Annotated in this window: 15 protein-coding genes; 2 read left to right on the top strand and 13 right to left on the bottom strand. The window is 43.8% G+C overall.

Annotated elements, in window-relative coordinates:
- Positions 1–44: 44 nt before the first annotated feature.
- The 6 genes from ruvX to ACFG4S_RS05685 all read right to left on the bottom strand — a co-directional run bounded on the left by ruvX (position 45) and on the right by ACFG4S_RS05685 (position 5,659).
- A complete protein-coding gene (gene ruvX, locus ACFG4S_RS05710) occupies positions 45–542 on the bottom strand; it encodes a Holliday junction resolvase RuvX (RefSeq protein ID WP_392533873.1) in 498 nt (165 codons plus the stop codon).
- Entirely contained in the window at positions 523–1,761 is a 1,239-nt protein-coding gene (locus tag ACFG4S_RS05705; RefSeq protein ID WP_392533872.1) for a GNAT family N-acetyltransferase, read from the bottom strand. The genes ruvX and ACFG4S_RS05705 overlap by 20 nt, the downstream gene beginning before the upstream one ends.
- Before the next feature lie 223 nt (positions 1,762–1,984).
- Positions 1,985–2,191 (bottom strand): hypothetical protein, encoded by a 207-nt coding sequence (locus ACFG4S_RS05700; protein WP_392535917.1) that lies wholly within the window; start codon positions 2,189–2,191, stop codon positions 1,985–1,987.
- Between the two features lie 306 nt (positions 2,192–2,497).
- Positions 2,498–2,983 (bottom strand): hypothetical protein, encoded by a 486-nt coding sequence (locus ACFG4S_RS05695; protein ID WP_392533871.1) that lies wholly within the window; start codon positions 2,981–2,983, stop codon positions 2,498–2,500.
- 122 nt (positions 2,984–3,105) lie between these two features.
- A complete protein-coding gene (locus ACFG4S_RS05690; protein ID WP_392533870.1) occupies positions 3,106–5,259 on the bottom strand; it encodes a pentapeptide repeat-containing protein in 2,154 nt (717 codons plus the stop codon).
- 55 nt (positions 5,260–5,314) lie between these two features.
- Positions 5,315–5,659: a hypothetical protein gene (locus ACFG4S_RS05685; protein ID WP_392533869.1), complete on the bottom strand. Its 345-nt coding sequence runs from the start codon at positions 5,657–5,659 to the stop codon at positions 5,315–5,317.
- Positions 5,660–6,117: 458 nt separating this feature from the next.
- On the opposite strand from ACFG4S_RS05685, the gene ACFG4S_RS05680 reads away from it, so the two are divergent.
- Complete coding sequence (locus ACFG4S_RS05680) at positions 6,118–6,549, top strand: hypothetical protein (RefSeq protein ID WP_392533868.1); 432 nt, start codon at positions 6,118–6,120, stop codon at positions 6,547–6,549.
- Between the two features lie 35 nt (positions 6,550–6,584).
- Here the strand turns inward: ACFG4S_RS05680 and ACFG4S_RS05675 are convergent, their stop codons facing one another.
- The 6 genes from ACFG4S_RS05675 to petB form a co-directional block, all read right to left on the bottom strand.
- Positions 6,585–6,956, bottom strand: a complete 372-nt coding sequence (locus tag ACFG4S_RS05675; protein ID WP_392533867.1) for a hypothetical protein — start codon at positions 6,954–6,956, stop codon at positions 6,585–6,587.
- A 58-nt stretch (positions 6,957–7,014) separates the two neighbouring features.
- Positions 7,015–8,202: a glycosyltransferase family 4 protein gene (locus ACFG4S_RS05670; RefSeq protein WP_392533866.1), complete on the bottom strand. Its 1,188-nt coding sequence runs from the start codon at positions 8,200–8,202 to the stop codon at positions 7,015–7,017.
- 10 nt (positions 8,203–8,212) lie between these two features.
- Complete coding sequence (locus ACFG4S_RS05665; protein ID WP_392533865.1) at positions 8,213–9,202, bottom strand: GDP-mannose 4,6-dehydratase; 990 nt, start codon at positions 9,200–9,202, stop codon at positions 8,213–8,215.
- Positions 9,203–9,557: 355 nt separating this feature from the next.
- Positions 9,558–10,022, bottom strand: a complete 465-nt coding sequence (locus ACFG4S_RS05660; protein WP_392533864.1) for an ATP-binding protein — start codon at positions 10,020–10,022, stop codon at positions 9,558–9,560.
- Between the two features lie 356 nt (positions 10,023–10,378).
- Positions 10,379–10,861, bottom strand: a complete 483-nt coding sequence (gene petD, locus ACFG4S_RS05655) for a cytochrome b6-f complex subunit IV (RefSeq protein WP_392533863.1) — start codon at positions 10,859–10,861, stop codon at positions 10,379–10,381.
- Positions 10,862–11,116: 255 nt separating this feature from the next.
- Complete coding sequence (petB, locus tag ACFG4S_RS05650; protein WP_392533862.1) at positions 11,117–11,764, bottom strand: cytochrome b6; 648 nt, start codon at positions 11,762–11,764, stop codon at positions 11,117–11,119.
- A gap of 521 nt (positions 11,765–12,285) precedes the next feature.
- Between petB and ctpA the strand changes: the two genes are divergently transcribed.
- Positions 12,286–13,530 (top strand): carboxyl-terminal processing protease CtpA, encoded by a 1,245-nt coding sequence (gene ctpA, locus ACFG4S_RS05645; RefSeq protein WP_392533861.1) that lies wholly within the window; start codon positions 12,286–12,288, stop codon positions 13,528–13,530.
- A gap of 312 nt (positions 13,531–13,842) precedes the next feature.
- On the opposite strand, the gene ACFG4S_RS05640 is transcribed toward ctpA, so the two are convergent.
- Entirely contained in the window at positions 13,843–15,699 is a 1,857-nt protein-coding gene (locus tag ACFG4S_RS05640; RefSeq protein WP_392533860.1) for an aspartate kinase, read from the bottom strand.
- Positions 15,700–15,739 lie beyond the last annotated feature (40 nt).

Here is a 15,739-nt window from a genome sequence, read left to right as displayed (position 1 = left end):
ACAAATGCTGGGTAATCGTTTTCAGAATATCATGTTAAAAGGTATCAATAGTCAATAGCCGTCACTGAACTGCGAGAACTAGCCCGCTTAACATCCAGCCATTGTTGCAAAATTAAAGCGGCTGCTTTGCGGTCAATTAGACCTTTATGGCGTGATGGAGAGCGATTCTCGGCTATCAGCAGTTGTTCAGCTTGAAATGAAGTTAATCGTTCATCTATATATTCCACAGGCAAATTCAGGGCTTTGGTAAGTCTTGTAGTAAATTTTTGGACTTGACGCGCCTGAAATCCTAGCGAACCATCCATTGAATAAGGTAAACCCATAACCAGGACTTGTACCTGGCGCTCATTAACTATTTGTCGGATTTGTTGCACATCCTGTTCAAAAGATGTACGTTCGATTGTGGTGATACCCGTGGCAATCAAACCAGTGCGATCGCACCCAGCCACACCAATTCGCTTGCGGCCGAAATCTAATCCCAAAGCTGAAATAAAAGGTTTTGCTTGCTCCTGGGGGATCACACTAGTTCTCCTGCTGTGCATCTATTGATTCCGGAATCGGCGATGCTTCTATGCTAGGGTTTTTTGCCGAAAAGTTAATCGGTTCTGGCTTCGTTGGCTGGGGTCTATCTGAGGATAGCGACTTTCCTGGTTGTAGCCATGACATACCACCTGGAATGGGTTTACGAGCCGGTTGTAGACCTTGTAGCATATCAGTCCACTGAATTCCTTCTAAGGAGACGAATTTCGACTCCCGTAGCTTGTGCCACACAGAGCGAGACATGATCAGTGTATGTTCTATACGTTTTGCCCCGATTCGCTCCAAATACTCTTCTCGCTCAGCCTGATAATCTGAGGAAGCTAATTGTAACCCTTGCTGGGGAAAATCTTGGGCAATGCGAGCCAGTTGAGAAAGTAATTCTGGATACAACCAAGTATAAGCAGGATGAACTGTCAGTGTTGCCACGTGGGGGACTTCGCCCTTACGGTCAAGTTGCACCTGAAAATAACCGATCGCTGCTTTACGTTGCGGTTCAAATACGTAACCACTAACTACTTCTGTTTTGGTTATCCATTGCTTGACTGCATCAGTCAAAGCACCAAACAAACTGGTTTTAAAGTCGCGGGTGTTACGGTCAAAAACTTGACGTACCAAAGGCGGCATCGATGCGGTATCTAGCTGATATAGTAATTGGGCATCAGCATTGCTCACTGGTAAGAGATTGGGCAAATCTGGCTCTGCTTGTGCTAATTCAACCAGTAATTCTGGCTCAATTTCCCAATATGTCATTTCTGCTAGACGCTGAAATCCATTCTGTCTATATAGTGCCAGTGCCTCTATGTCATTGATATTAACTTCTAGTAGCCAAGTGCGAGCTTCCAAAATCGATTCAAAACAATGACGCAAAAGTTGCGAACCAATTCCTTGTTTATCGACACCACGCTCTAGTAGCACTTGATCGATCCGCCAAGTACTACGCGTGCGGTTAAACGGTGACACTTGAATCATCCCTAGAAGCATCCGCCCTTGCTCTGCTACATACGCACACAGGTGGTACTGTAGCGGGTTAGGAAACCAACTTAAAAATTTGAGTAATCCATACCAGCGACGCAGCCTTTGCATCTGGCTGATTGCAAAACCTGCTCCCTTGGGAGTGAGGGCTGCGAATGACTCTTGAGTGATACGTTCAACTCCGTCCAGATCCCGGAATTGGACTGGTCGAATAACAACGTTGAGGTTTCGGGGAAGTAATGAAGTCATTTTAAATTCGAGCCGCCATTTAGCCTTAACTAACTGCTCTTCAAAGGAACTGCTGCAATCATCTTAACTACTTTCTGCTCTTGACAATTGCCCCAAAAGTGTGATTTTAGTAACTTAATACTTAAAAACGCAGAAAAAGCAGACCTTGTGAGAACACCATTGGCATTAACTCAACAACATCTGCCTTTATTTTATTTGAATTTTGATTAAAGTATGTATAGATTTATAACCCTTGTCGAGAAACTAGCTTTTCAAAGTTGGCTTGGGTTTGATGGAGCAGCTGTTGGCGACTATCTAGTAGTGTTTGCTTCAGGGTTGGAACAAGATTGCGTGATTGCAGAGTCATATGAAGTTGCAGGTTAGCGACATATTCACTGAAATCTTGATTCATTTCATCTGCGCCTGCATCAGTTAAGAAATTTGATTCCATTGCCACTGTGTTCTCCTGAGTTAATCCTGTGCTGTTTCTCTTCACCATCAAAAATTATCATGTTGTTTGGACTAACTTCTTAATTTGCAATGAAGTTTAACGCTTCTTTAGGGATAGCGATCGCCTGGGGATTGGGTTCGAGATGAGAGATTCAACCAAACAAAAGAGCGTAAAGCCATAGATAGAACTTGGAATTGACCGACACATAGAATATTTCCACGATCTGCTGCCTAAGTACAAACTCCAAGCTAATACTATGTAAAAGGCTACCTATGTATCTCAGCGGATGCACAATAGAAGTGCCGCTTAAAATCTCAAACCAACACCACCTTGTACAGATATAGCTGTACCACCGCTATCACGGTAGGCATCAAAAGCAATAATGGCGTTGCCAAAAAGCACAGTATTGCTATTGGGAATCATATAATCAATGCCTGGCTGTAAAGCAAAACTAATTTTGTCGCCCACAGGAGAAGATCCACCACCACCAGCCAGTACCAACCCAGCGCCCAAGTATGCATCAGCTTGCCAGTTGAGCGGGATATCGTAAGAAACCGTTGGCACAACAGCGGTATTATTACCTATTAACACTTGAGCGCGGAGAGAAATTGGTGCTTCCAAAAGCTTGTAACGGCCAGCTATAACCCCACCAATTTGGATACCATCGGTAAAACCAACAGTTGGACCGATACCGATGTAACTACCATATGCTACTTGAGCGTGCGCTGGTTGAGCCAAACTCAAGACTAAGCCAGCCCCCAAAACTGAAGCCAAATATGGAATATATTTCATAACCCAACTCCTCACACCATTTTGTCATTTTTAATTTGTCATTGGGCATGGGGCATGGGTAATTAATTATTCTCTTCTAGCTCCTCTGCCCCTCTGCCCCTCTGCTTCCCCTCCCTCCCATTCTACGGGCAACTGGGATGAATGCCTCCTTGTGTACAAATATACGCTAGTTGCTTGGAATCTAAATTTTTGGCTTGGGAAAAATCAACGCCTTGGACTACAGCAGATACTGAGCCTAAATCTGGTGTTTTGACAAATTGATCGGCTGGATCTTGTTTGCTTGGAGCAAGAATTGTTCCCTTAAAATTTGCTCCTGCTACATTTGCCCCTCGTAAATCTGCAAGACTGAGGTCAGCATTTTGTAAGTTAACGTTTTCCATCTGGGCAGAACGCAAAACAGCACCAGTCAGACGAGTAGCACTCAGGTTGGCATTGCTGAGATTAGCCCGATCCAAATAGGCTCCTGATAAATCTGCCCCTTCCCAATCAGTGTTAGTTAAGTTGGCAAACGATAATTGTGTTCCGATGGCAGAAACGCGACCTAAACGCGCAGCGTACAGATTAGCTTCGTTCAATTTGGCGTCACCTAAATCTGCTCCAGTTAAGCTGGCCTGCTCCAAGACTGCGTTTCGCAGATCCGCTCCTACTAGTTGGGTACTGTTTAGCTTAGCTTCAAATAGACGGGCACTAGATAAGTTGGCTCTATTGAGAGTGGCGCGGCTCAAATCGGTACGGTTCATCAAAACTCTGCTGAGGTTCGCATCAGTGAGATTGGCTTGCTGCAACTGAGCTTGGCTTAAATCAGCCATTACATCGTCGTAGGTATCCCAGCGTCCATCCTCACCCATACTCCGAAAGCGGCTACCCTTAAAACTGGCTTGATTAAGATTTGCAGATTTTAACTTAACTCCTGACAAATCAATGTTGTCTAATACCAAGTTAAATGAGGAATTTCCAGAAGTACCGCTTTGACCTAATTGGATGCGACTAAGGTCAACACCCTCAATTTTCCCGCTGTAAACAGAGAGAATTTTATTGATCGTCCGCTGGTTGATTTGTAACCGCGTTTGTTGCAGTTCTCGCTCTTGGCTTGGACTGCTACTCAAAGACTCTAGTTCACTTACTAGGAACTGATTTTTATTTTTCAATTCGGGTATGGCTTTCGGACCGACAGTTGTCAAAGCTTGTTGAATCGTATCCAGGAGGCTGGGGTTGGTTTCCTTGACCAAAAGATCCGCGAGAAATTCAATAGACTGTGGATCTTTAAGACCGCCCAATGCCAAAATTGCACTTTGGCGTTGCTCATTGGTCGCTCCAGAACTGGGATTTAATTGTTTAACAAGTTCGACGAACTGTTGGCCGTTTATTTGCTTGGTTGCTCGCTGGGATTGCTGAATTTGAATATAAACTTGAGTGCCGATTAAGGTTGCCAGCACAGCAGTCATGCTCGTCAGCCCGACCACAAACAAAGTCAGATTGGGGTTTTGTTTTATCCGCCGCCATATATGAGGTGCTTGGGTTGGGGCTAGAGCTAATTCTTCATTTCCCTCCTGCCATTCTTCTGCTCGATCGCTATCACTAGTAGACTGAAGTTGTTTGTTAGCTAAAAATGAAGATGGCAAAGGGCGAGTAGCATCTATGCTGTAAGTACCCGCGAGTTGATCGTGGAGGGCGCGACGCTCCCGACCGGATGGTAAAGCTATTGCTTCACCCAACACCATTAACACTCCCAAAAATGTGAATAATCCTAAATTAGGAAAAGCAAAACTGTAGCGCCACAGGAGATAAGCGATGGAAATGGGTACACTCCAACGACCAACTCCTTCTCTGAGTACAACTGCTCCTAACCCAGGTGGCATTCCTTGAGCGTTGACAACCCGCACTCCTAACCAACGTTTGGGAATTGTCCTACCAGTCTTAGCCAGTAAATACAACTGCCACCACGAGAGAGTTACGGGCGCTAATAAGGCTATTGTCCATAAAAAATTAGTCGGCCATGCTACGTTAGGAATGCCATAGCTCACAGGCAGAGCCAATGGTCTGGCGATCGCTCTTTCTGTTGTTACCAGCACAGGGTTAAGCGGCACCCGATTCAGATCGCTCCTGGAATTGGCATAGACACCAATGCCAAAGGGAATCAACCCACTAGTAACCACTAGTGTGATTTCAGCCGCCCAAGCAGCAAAACGCCTACTTGCTAACAGCAGTGAATTGGCTCTTTCCGGTTCTTTTGACTGACCAGATTGATTACTTCTCCTTACAGTTGGTGTCGTCATTGTATAATTCCCTTTGACATTATTTCTACGCCCTTATCGGCACAATTAAAATAGACTATTGCTTACGTTGAAAGCTACCAGACACAAAAAATTTGTATCCAACATACACTAACACTGCCAAAAGTGCCAGACTAATTACAGATGCAACCAGTTTAAATACTGCCTGCACCATCGCCAAACCTAGTAGCACAGATACACCCCCAACTACCAGCTTTTTTGCTCCAGATAAACTGTTGAACCAGATCTGAAATCGCTCTAGTTGCAAGTTTAGGTTAGCAAAACTAAATTGAAATGCCTGTTTTTGTTCTGGCGATTGCGGAACCACCTCAGGCGACGAATTAATCTCCGCCTCTAGCTTATCGAGGCGACGCTGCAAGTCTTCTTCTCTTTGAGGATTCATCAATTTTTCTACCTCAGCTAGGACACTTTTTCAACAACAGACCAATCAAATTTTGTTTTGGTGGTTGTCTTTGTGATTTTAGCTAATGTCTGTGTGTGCAAGACCTTTCTCAACGGGTAAAAATTATCTTTTTTTCTGGCGATCTTCCAGCCTTCATTCTGAGCCTAGCACTATCACTTAGATGCTGTATCAAAGTTTAAGTATCAAATTCATGCATCTTAGTGCTGAATTATTCCAACAACTTATGAGAGACTTTCAAATAAAAACCATATAACTTTTCTTGTAGAATCGACATCTTGTCTGGAATGTCTCTAGATAAAATCTCTAGAAAAAATTTTGGCTTAACGGTATTAGAATACACGGCAGCTTTTGGAACCAAGTAAGAATTGCTGTCGTCTACTAAATCAGGCTATGTATAACTTATGTTGCTCTAGTAAAGAATCTGGAGCATTAGTAAAATGAAGACGCTTAGGCTACTGACAATTGTTCCTACAGCTTTGGCGATGAGTTTGATGCTCACTGAGGCTAATTTAGCACAGACACCACAGATTGAAATTAATCGGAATTTCCAACCAGATCCGCTAGTTTTGAACGGAAAGTCTGGGGGATCTGTCAAAAGTAAGTGTGGAAATATTAGCATTACACCGAATCAAATTATCCACGTGAAAGAGTCACTGCCTTACTTACGATTAACTGTAGAAAGCCAAGGAAAGCCAACGCTATTAATTGACGGACCTGGAGGAAAATTTTGTGTCCAAGCAGATAGTTACTCTGGAGGCAAGCCAGAACTTTCTGGGTATTGGCAAGCAGGAACATACTCGCTGTATGTGGGCGAATTATCTCAGCAACAGTCTAACTACATCCTTTCAATCTCGCAACAAAATAAATAGTCATTTGTCCTTTGCAAATGACCAATGACCAATGACTAATCTTCCAATGATTTAGCTGGTACTTCTACTGCTGTCACGTCAATAGTGCCCGCTGGTGTCAATCGCTGAAAATGACTATTTTGTACTAACAATGACTCACCACAGTTAGGACACTGCACCTGGCTGTTATTTAAACCTGTAAATTCATATCCACAGACGGGACATCGATCGGCAATCAAGTTGCGTTGCAGCCACCAACGAAAGCCAAAGAAAGCGACAATCGGTGCTAACAACACCAACGCGAAAATAATTAGTAATGAATTAACTAACCAACCCAAGCCCAATGACGCTAGCAACCAAATAACTGCTAGCAAGGTGAGCCAAGGGCGGAGATTTAAAAGATTCAATTGAAATGACTTAAAGCTCATTTTTTAAATGTCGTCCTGCTCTCCCTCTAGGATAGCGATTTTGGTCATAAGTCATTAGTCATTTGTTATTATGACTGATAACTGAGGAGAGAAGCAGTTGTTGCAACCTCTGTTGGAGTGCATCCAAGCCAAACAGGGCGATCGCCTGTTCTCGTAGCCACTGTCCATCACACCGCCGATCGTTGCCTTGGAGCATTTCTATACAAGCTGCTGCTACAGCATCAGGATTGCGGTGTGGTACTCGCCATCCCAGTTTACCATCCTGCAAGGGGTCAGCTGACCCATCGTCGTCACCGGATAATACAGGGACTTGACAAGCCATCGCCTCTAAATAGACAATGCCGAAGCCTTCTTGGGAAGGCATGATATAGGCATCAGCAAGGCGATAATGTTCCATTAATTCTTCTGTAGCAACGAAACCAGCAAACACAACGCGATCGCTTACACCTAAATCTTTAGCAAGCTGAGCTAATCGCGGTTGGTCATCACCGCGACCAATTACCAAATATTTTACTTCTGGAAAAACTTCAGCGATTTGTGGTAAAGCCCGAATTGTGACATCCACACCCTTGTAAATATCTCCTGACCACAGACGTGCCACTGTCATCAACACCTTAGCACCACTGAAGCCATACTTTTCAACTAATTCTGGCTGTTTGTTACCAGGGGTAAATTTATCACCATCAATTGCACAAGGAATCATCTGGATTGTTTTGGGATCTAGACCATTGGCAATACAAGCGCGATCGCGGCTATAGCGACTAATTGTCCAAATTCCTGCTGCGGATTCTAGGGCGCGACGTTCTTGATTTTTTAGCGGTTCCCAAACTTCTTTACCGTAAGTTAGCACGGTATAGGGAATCCCCAATGGCTGACAAAGGGTTTGTATTAATACTGCTAAGTTAATATGACCGCAGAAAACTTGTTGCGGACGGTTTTGCAATAAACACTTCAGTAAAGCGGCTGCCATTTTCACTCTTCCCAAATGGGGAGAGTGATTTTTAAAGTAATGAAATTTAAAATTTTCGTTTTCAAAATAATTTAAGCTCTCAGGACTATCTCGTAGCAAAAAGACTTCCGCCTTGTAGCCTTGATTGAGTTTCAAATAAGCTCGAAAAATATCTTTTATATATGATTGAATGCCGCCTTCGTGGGCAAAAATTTCTAAGAACACGAAGATATGGCTGGTTTTTTTGTTAACTTTATCACCTAATTTTAGGTTTTCTGTCACTGTGGGGATGAGCATGTTTGGTTATTTAAACTTGTGGTAAGGAAGCGATTGCACCGCTTTGTAACTGCTCTAAATCTGTTTTTACCATTTTTTCTAAAAGTTTCTCAAAGCTGACTTGTGGTTCCCAACCAAGGTTTCTTTTCGCTTTACTGGGGTTGGCAACTAATTGAAAATGCTCGTCTTGTCGCAATAAATTAGTATTTATGATTACATGTTCTGTCCAATCTAATCCGACAGACTCAAAGGCTGTAGCTACTAATTCTCTGACACTGTGTAGCTTCCCTGTGCCAATTACATATTCTTCTGGCTCATCTACCTGCAACATTCGCCACATAGCCTCCACATAGTCTCCTGCAAAGCCCCAATCGCGTTTGGCATCTAGGTTACCGATTTCTAAGGTGTCAGTTAAACCCAATTTAATTGATGCAACTGCTAAAGAAACTTTGCGTGTGACAAACTGAGGTGCGCGTAGAGGAGATTCGTGGTTATATAAAATTCCGCTACAGGCAAATAGTCCATAGCGCTGTCTGTGATGCACCATTGTCCAATGGGCGTGCATCTTGGCCGCAGCATAGGGATTTTTCGGACGAAAAGGAGTTTCCTCATCTTGAGGGGAAACCAATACATCACCAAACATTTCTGAACTGCTGGCTTGATAAAACCTAGTAGACAAACCAACATGTCGTACTGCTTCTAATAGCCTAGTAGCTGTACCAGTTATTAAATCTAAGGTGCCTAAGGGATCGTTCCAAGAATCGGGTACAAAACTAGGAGCTGCCAAATTATAGATTTCTTGGGGACGTAGTTGTTCGACTGCGGTCAAGAGCGCCATACTATCCCTCAAGTCCACCGTGAAAATTTCTACCTGATTTGCCAGTGTTCCCAATTTTGTTAAATTAGGTTGGCGGTGCGGGGGTACTAAGCCGACAACTCGGTAACCCTGGTTGAGGAGTAAATGGCTGAGATAGTAGCCATCTTGACCAGTAATTCCTGTAATTAGGGCTGTCTTAGTCATCTTTTGTCCCCTATGTCCTCTATCTCTTTAAGCACTAAATGGCATCTGTTGGAGAACAAAAATTAAGACTCTCAACACTGCTGACAAATGTTAACAAAGGAGGTTACATAACTCGAATGCTATCTTTACTGTATTCACTAATTCTTTTTATACAACAATACTCTTTAGTCTTGACTAAAAAATCACAATCGTTAAGTAATTTTACTTAAGAAATATATTACTGCAATTTAGAGCTTCTAGAAAAATAGTATAATATCAATCAAATAGCTGTGTAGTTAATTCCAAGACTGCTTGCTCTCTTACTAAAGACTTTCTGCAAGATCGTCAATTGATATGAAAAGCATTCTGCCTTGTTTTATGCTTGAGTGCTTGAGTTATAACTTTGTCCTTCTACAGAATATTTGACGATGAGCAGACAGTTTCGACCATCGGCAACACGTTCGTATACAACACGGTCAGCCAAGCGCCTCAGCAGAAACCATCCATAACCGCCGACGATGAGACTACCTGGTTCTGGTTCGGCGATCGCATCAGGATTAAAAGGTTTTCCATGATCCCAAATTTTAATCTCTAGTCGGTCAGCCCAAAGATAAACGTCAATATCAATGGTTGTTTCCGGCGGTAAGGCATAATGAGCATGACGAACAGCGTTAGTAAAGCCTTCTGCTAATGCTAAATTGAGGCGATCGAGTTGGGTTTTTGACCAACCAAGTCGAGACAAATGTTGCAGACAAAATTGCTCAAACCATTCTTGTACCTGGTTTAGTAGGCTGAGTTCGCTATTAACCGTCAGATGGTCTTGCTGTACTATGCTGAGCATTAACTGTGACTTGAATAAAAGCAAACTCAACTTGGTAATGATTAAATTTTGTGCTTTTTGCAAAAGTTGTCTGAGATATAAAAATCTAAATTGACATATTCTGTCTACCAAAATACAAAACATGAACAATTTTGGTATTCCGAAGGTTTGAATTAGCAACTTACCTGAAGTAAGTAAAAAATGTTGGTATTTGTTGAGTTTTACTGGCTTTAGGTTTTGGCATAGCTTTTCCATCCAAAACTTTAAATCCAAGTCTAAGCGGGATTATTAAAATTGACGCCTGTTAATTTTTTCAAAAGCACATTTGTATATGCTCTTAAAACTCACAGGCGTCAAAGCACTTTGTGGTGACTAATTTAGAATAGTCCCAAGGTCAAAGATTTATCCAATGGCAAAGCAGCACCAATACCCAGCCAGATGGTGACAAGGGTACCAAATAGGAATACTGTGGTTGCTACTGGACGGCGGAAGGGGTTTTGGAACTTATTCACGTTCTCAATAAAGGGAACGAGGATTAATCCTACAGGTACAGAACCCATTGCTAACACTCCTAAAAGTTTGTTAGGGAGCGATCGCAAAATTTGGAACACTGGATACAAATACCACTCGGGCAAAATTTCCAAAGGTGTGGCGAAAGGATTTGCTGGTTCACCGTTCATCGCGGGATCTAGCACAGCTAGAGCCACAATGGCAGCAAAGGAACCCATAATTACGATTGGAAAGACGTAAAGTAGGTCATTAGGCCAAGCAGGTTCACCATAGTAGTTGTGACCCATACCTTTAGCCAGTTTAGCTCTTAACTGAGGGTCGCTCAGGTCAGGTTTTTTCTGTGTTGACATTTTGAAGTGCGCTCTCTTGCTTAAGTTGAATTAAAGCATTTGTGAAAGCCATCGGCTAGTAAGCAACCCTAACAAGCGGCAACGTTTTATCTGTCTACGATCGACCGCCTAGAGGGCGTCTCAAGCTTTGGGCTAGGGATGTGAGTGTTTGTTTTTGGTAACTTACGTACAATTAATTTCTTGTGTTTCATAAGTTTAAAACAAACAACTTCATCTGGAAACTGAATAAATGTTGCCTTTTGCTAATCGTTGAGATTACAAAGGACCAGAAATGCCTTGTTTGCGGATCATCAAGAAGTGAAACAGCATGAAGACTGCAATCAACCAAGGCAGTACAAAGGTGTGTGCGCTGTAGTAACGAGTTAGGGTTGCTTGACCAACACTAGAACCACCACGCAGTAAGTCGGAGATGAGAACGCCTACTACAGGAATTGCTTCGGGTACGCCACTAACGATTTTCACAGCCCAGTAGCCAACTTGGTCCCAAGGTAAGGAGTAGCCGGTAACTCCAAAGGAAACGGTAATTACAGCCAATATGACACCACTGATCCAGGTCAATTCGCGGGGCTTTTTGAAACCACCTGTGAGATAAACCCGGAAGACGTGCAAAATCATCATCAACACCATCATGCTCGCAGACCAGCGATGGATGGAGCGAATTAGCCAACCAAAGTTCACTTCAGTCATAATGTACTGGACTGAGGAGAAAGCTTCAGCGACTGTTGGCCTGTAGTAGAACGTCATCGCAAATCCAGTTGCAAACTGGACGAGAAAACAAACCAGGGTTATTCCACCCAGGCAGTAGAAGATGTTGACGTGGGGAGGGACGTACTTACTAGTAACGTCTTCGGCGAGTGCCTGAATTTCCAGGCGTTCCTCAAACCAGTCGTAAACGTTGGCCATACAATCTCAAGTTCCTAAGAATCGGTTGCGGTTGATAAATTCCGAAGTTCTAAATCGGCGACGGAAGTTCTAAGAGTCCTCAGCTTGGACATTCTGCGGGTTCGGCTTTCGGCGTTCCCCTTTACCCCAAGGGATGCCACAAGCTAGGGTAGCAGCATAACTCTCTGTGGACTTTCCTGAAGCCGCCGCTTAGGCTTCTCTCCCAATTAGCAATTTTGGGATTTTAGTAAAGAGGTTTTTGTTTGCTTTTCAGCTTTCAGCGTGCTATGAGTTTTCAGAAACTTTACACTCTGTAAAGATGGAATGTATTGCGATCTCTTTATGCTCTAACCCAGAAAATGGTGGACACAAAGTAGATTTTATCCTTTGGTGAGTGGGATGAACTGCATCAGTTGACAAAACAAGTTGATGAGAAGAATGCACCACTTCTATAAAAAAAGTAACATAATCGAGAGATAGATTTCATCAACAACAGGACAACTGGGCATTTCTAGGCAATTTGGGTTGAGGTGGAATTGATAATGGGGTTCATGAACAAACAGTTTTTTCGAGTTGGATTTTCACTGCTAATGGCGTTTTGGTTGGTGTTGGGTACATTTACCCAGCCCGCAGTGGCTTTGACGGCAGAACAAAAGCTGGTTTCTGAGGTTTGGCGAATTGTCAATCGTAGTTATCTAGATGAGACCTTTAATCATCAAAACTGGGCGGCTGTCCGGCAAAAGGTTCTGGAGAAGCCTCTCAAGGACTCAAATGCCACTTATACGGCTATTGGGACGATGCTCAAGAGCCTTGATGACCCTTTTACCCGTTTTTTAGACCCGGAACAATACCGCAGCTTACAGGTAAATACTTCTGGAGAACTGACGGGGGTGGGATTGCAAATTGCTCTCAATGGTGAAACCGGTAAGTTGGAAGTAGTGGCTCCCATTGCAGGTTCACCAGCAGATAAAGCGGGGATTAAGCCACGCGATCGCATTCTCAAAATTGAAGGCGTTCCCACTGAAAATCTCACTCTTGATGAAGCTGCAACCAAAATGCGCGGGCCGAGTGGCAGCCTTGTGACTCTCGTCATCGAACGAGACGGAGAGGCAGAAACAGAAATTAGATTGAAGCGCGATCGCATTGCTCTTAATCCTGTAGTATCAGAATTGCGTGTTTCTACTGAGGGTACACCCATTGGCTACCTCCGTCTGACTCAATTCAATGCCAACGCTTCAACGGAATTGGCACACGCTATTTCTAGTCTAGAAAAAAAAGGCGCTGCTGCCTACATTCTGGATTTGCGAAATAATCCTGGGGGACTGTTGCAAGCCGGAATTGAAATTGCCCGTCTGTGGTTAGATTCTGGTACTATCGTCTACACTGTTAACCGACAAGGCATTCAAGGTAGTTTTGAAGCCTCTGGGTCAGCCTTAACGAACGATCCTCTGGTGATTTTGGTGAATCAAGGAACTGCTAGTGCGAGTGAGATTCTTGCCGGGGCACTCCAAGATAACGCTCGTGCCCAATTGGTAGGCGAAACTACTTTTGGCAAGGGCTTAATTCAATCTTTATTTGAATTATCAGATGGTTCAGGTTTAGCAGTCACAATTGCTAAATATGAAACTCCTCAACATCGGGATATTAACAAACTAGGTATTAAGCCGGATAAAGTGATTTCCCAACCAGCGATTAACCGCGAACAGATTGGCAGCGAAGCGGATCTGCAATATCAAGCAGCAGTGAAACTTTTGGTTGAAAAGTCGGTGGTGGCGGGAAAGGCATGAGGAGTTTTGAGTGGGGAGTGTATTCAATACTGCTCGGGTTTTGCATTTTGAACTCAGAATTTGGTTTGGGGAAAAGGTTACTGGGGTTGGGTTAAAGGTTTTTTCTTTCCCTTTTCCCCCGCCCCTTATCCCCAGAGGGGACCCCACCTTCCCCTTTTCCCCAAAACTCGACAAGTATTGCGAGTGTATTAATATACTCCCCGGCTTGAAGGGCAGCGATTATCAGATTGTATGGGATTCCAGTTTCATCATGTTTAACATCGCCTAACTCAAGAGTCGATGCGCGAACTGCTGGAAAATTAACGTAAGGCTTTAGGCTGGTACGACAAATTTTTCATTACCAGCCAGTTCAAAAGCGTTATGAATAACTTGCAAAGCCTTAACACCTTGTTCTTGTGCTACAACACAACTAATTTTGATTTCTGAGGTAGCAATCATTTGAATATTAATTTGGTGTTGGGCTAACGCTTCAAACATTTTAGCGGCAACGCCTGGTTGTCCTACCATACTGGCACCCACAATACTGACTTTAGCGATCGCACTATCTAAAACAACTTCACCCCATCCTAATTCTGTTGCTACTTGTATGAGCATTTGTTTGGCATTTTCTCCATCCATCTGGGAGACAGTAAAGGCAATATCGCGTCTGGGAACACCATCAATTACCCGACAGCGCTGAGATTGGATAATCATATCAACGCTGATATTATGTTCCGCTAATAGTCCAAACAATTTCGCTGCCATTCCCGGCCGATCTGGTAATTGGCGAATAGCAAGACGTGCTTGGTTCAAGTCGAGGGCGACACCACGAATGGGAGGGTGATGGGGTGATGAGGGGGATAAGAAAATTAATTTGTCTCCCCCGACTCCCTCATCTCCCCCTGCTCCCCTGCTCCCCTGCTCCCCTGCTTCGATTTCAAAGGCAGTGCGGAGTGCGGTGACGGCGCGATCGCATTCTGCTGAATTTACTACGCAACTGACTTTCACTTCACTGGTGGAAATCATTTGGATGTTCACACCTGCTTCGGCTAAGGTGGCGAACATCTTCGCAGCTACACCGGGACGCCCAATCATTCCTGCACCGACGATGCTGACTTTGGCAATGTTATTTTCTACCATTACCTCAGCTTCGTCAAATTTGGGGTGAGATTGACTCCTTAGGGCTGGGGCGATCGCTGCTGCTACTGCTTCAGCTCGTTTTAATATTGGTGTGGTGACAGTGAAGGCAATGTCATTACTATTACCTTCATGAACTGACTGAATAATTAAATCTACATCTACTTTTTGCCGGGCAATTTCGCCAAATAATCTGGCTGCTACTCCTGGTTTGTCAGGTACGCGCAATAGAGCAACCTTTGCTTGATCGGTGTCAAATTCTACAGCATCTACAGGACGGGCGATTTCTAGATTAATGAGCGATCGCCCTTGAGGTTTGGCTGATGTTACCCAAGTACCTGGCTCATCTGTCCAGCTAGATCTGACTACGAGAGGAACACCATAGTTACGAGCAATTTCCACAGCGCGGGGATGCAGCACTTTTGCGCCCAAGCTAGCTAGTTCTAACATTTCATTACAGGTAATGGCATCCATTAACTGAGCTTCGGGAACTAAGCGTGGGTCTGTAGTTAAAATCCCTGGAACATCTGTATAAATTTCACAAAAATTCGCCTGTAATGCGGCTGCCAAAGCTACTGCTGAGGTGTCAGAACCACCACGCCCCAAAGTCGTAATTTCCATCTCTCCACCGCTGGATGTGCCTTGGAAACCAGCTACTACAACTACTTTTCCGGCTTTGATGTGGCGAGTTAGGCGAGTTGTTTCAATATGCAAAATCCGAGCGCGGCTGTGTTCGGCTTCGGTAACAATTCCTACCTGAGCGCCAGTCATGGAAATTGCTGGTTGTCCGAGTTCCTGCAATGCCATACTGAGTAAAGCGATGGTTACTTGTTCGCCAGTGGAAAGCAGCATATCCATTTCCCGGCGGTTAGGATTTGTGGAAATTTCATTAGCTAGTTTGACGAGTCCATCGGTGGTTTTGCCCATTGCTGAAACCACTACTACCAGAGAGTTTCCAGCTTTAACAGTTTTATAAACACGCTGTGCGACAGCTTGAATGCGTTCCACTGAGCCGACAGATGTACCACCGTATTTCTGAACTATGAGCGCCATAACTTTTATGCAATCAATTGTGTCTGTTTTGCTCAATGCC

This window comes from Nostoc sp. C117 (genome assembly GCF_043099735.1).
Taxonomy (GTDB): domain Bacteria; phylum Cyanobacteriota; class Cyanobacteriia; order Cyanobacteriales; family Nostocaceae; genus Nostoc.
Note: the sequence above shows the minus strand (reverse complement) of the source record. Positions and strands in the feature narration are given on the sequence as shown.